3 protein-coding genes and 1 pseudogene are annotated in these 2,178 nt (G+C 39.9%); 2 read left to right on the top strand and 2 right to left on the bottom strand.

Features of this window, described 5'->3' with window-relative positions; all coding sequences use genetic code 11:
- A partial coding sequence (locus ACH2DQ_RS18840) for a fibronectin type III domain-containing protein (RefSeq protein WP_395027832.1) occupies positions 1 to 208 on the top strand: 208 nt, incomplete at its 5' end.
- Positions 209 to 344: 136 nt separating this feature from the next.
- Here ACH2DQ_RS18840 and ACH2DQ_RS18835 read toward each other — a convergent pair.
- Positions 345 to 1,451 carry a hypothetical protein gene (locus tag ACH2DQ_RS18835; protein WP_394915883.1) on the bottom strand — a complete coding sequence of 369 codons (1,107 nt, stop codon included), beginning with the start codon at positions 1,449 to 1,451 and terminating at the stop codon, positions 345 to 347.
- 11 nt (positions 1,452 to 1,462) lie between these two features.
- A complete protein-coding gene (locus ACH2DQ_RS18830) occupies positions 1,463 to 1,675 on the bottom strand; it encodes a DUF1294 domain-containing protein (protein WP_394915899.1) in 213 nt (70 codons plus the stop codon).
- 235 nt (positions 1,676 to 1,910) lie between these two features.
- On the opposite strand from ACH2DQ_RS18830, the pseudogene ACH2DQ_RS18825 reads away from it, so the two are divergent.
- Positions 1,911 to 2,178 (top strand): annotated as a pseudogene (locus ACH2DQ_RS18825) (serine hydroxymethyltransferase); the annotation flags it as partial.

Genomic DNA, 2,178 nt, shown 5'->3' with positions numbered 1-2,178 from the left:
TGCAAAGGGCTACCAGATTCTATATGCAACGAATTCTTCTTTTACAAAAAATAAAAAGACATTAAATACCGGGTTGCTGAATAAGACCGTGAAGAAACTGAAAAGCGGAAGCAGATATTATGTAAAAGTACGGGCTTACAAAATGGACTCCGCCAATAAGCGCATTTACGGATCATACAGTAAAGCAGCCACGATAAAAGTAAAATAAAATAAAAAGAAACTGTAACAGATCCGGCATCCAATCATTAGAGTTTATCTAAGGACACCACGATCTGTATGCAGTTTCTTTTTTGTTTCATTAACTGCCCATCTGCTGCAAATCTGTGCAGGCAGTGTTGGTTTCCTTATGAATTTTCTTCACTTTCCGGCTGGCTGAACGCGGAAACCGCAGAACTGATATCACCAAGAAGGGTATCAGAAAAGCCGTCATTGAGCTGCAGTACCCAGCTGGAGCCGTCATTTACCAGCTTGAGTTCAATATTTTTGGTCAATGTCTGTTTGTTATCCTTTAAGGCCTCTAAGAGATAGGAAGAAGTCTTGTCCGACAATTCCGAATCAGTAGCACGGATTGCAGCGGTTGTATTGGCATATTTCATAAGCAGGTTTCGGTATGTATGAAGTACACTTTCCAGGTCCAGGCTGGTAATATCCACATTGACAGTGGCAGAGTTGTCATTTTGTGTGGAGCTGTGTATCTGATAATCAAAATATTTCTCAATTTGAGAAGCCAAAGCCAGGTCAATGTCAGGATAGATCGCATTGCCGGTAGCGAAGATATCTTCCATGCCCAGATACTGTACCCAGCCCTTGGCATCCAGCTTTTTAAAGCTGTCCATATAAATCGACAGTACTTCTTCCGGTGTAATCAGAAAAGGATCTTTCAAATGGGAAACAAATCCGCTGACCAGAGCATCTTCCAATTCCGGTGAATTGTCAATGGACCAGACATCATCGTTTCGGGTAAGTGAAATTTCTGCAGTTGTCGTGATCAGGTCATAGCTGTTCCTGGATAAAAAATCGTGTAATAAAGTGAAATAGGGAGTTAAACCGGAGATTTCCTGGGATTCATTCTCTAAGGAAGCACTTTGGGCGATGAGGGCTTTGCAGAGATCCTTTGCCAGTGCATTCGTATCAAGATTTTTGATTTCGACAGCAACAGTAGCATGATCGCCGTCAATTTTTGTCGATTTGATTTTGTAAGTGAAGTTCTTGAAAAATAATTTAATGGTCTTTGCTGCTTCCGGGCTGATTTCTTCAGAGCTGGAGTGGGTATGTACCATATCTTCATATGAAATGAAAGATTTAATTGTATTTTCATCCAGGTTCTGGATCAGATTCAATTCTTTTTTTACGGTTTTTTTGGGTGCACTGTCCGTACAGCCTGAGAGAGGGACAAATATCACACATAAAAAAAGTACAGACAATAACAATCTGATAGAATGTTTCTTCATGAGAGTCTCCTTTAAAAAATAAAATAGTAACAAATAATTCCGGCTGCCTGCAAAAGTAATATAGCAGGAATTCCAAGAACGAATGACCGGTGTTTTGTCTTATGTCTAAAAAAATACATACCACACAGGGAACCGATACTTCCGCCTGCCAGGGCGATGAGAAAAAGTGTCCGTTCCTTTATGCGCCATTTGCCGTGCTTTGCTTTGCTCTTATCCAGACCCATGGAAATAAAACCAATCAGATTGATCAGAATAAGATAAAATGTTGAAATTGAATACATGTGAAATCCTTTCGACAGTATTTGACAAATTTAGTAATAAGTTTCATCTCATACTGAATCTGTGTCATCTACTATAGTTTATACGAAAAAAGGCAGATTGTCAAACCTCTTGACAATTTTTGAAAAAACCGATATATTAATACTGCAATGTGTTAAAATATCTTAGGAGGATTTAAGTATGTATTCACTGGATGAAGTAAGGTCAGTAGACCCAGAAGTGGCATCGGCAATTGAAGCAGAACAAGAGCGGCAGAACAGCCACATAGAGTTGATCGCATCAGAAAACTGGGTTAGCAAGGCAGTAATGGCGGCAATGGGAAGTCCGCTGACAAACAAATATGCAGAAGGGTATCCGGGAAAGCGTTATTACGGCGGATGCGAATGTGTGGATGTTGTTGAAAATCTGGCCATAGAAAGAGCAAAAGAGATTTTTGGATGTACCTATG

The sequence above is a fragment of the Robinsoniella sp. genome (assembly GCF_034124845.1).
This window is presented reverse-complemented; position numbering and strand designations above follow the sequence as displayed.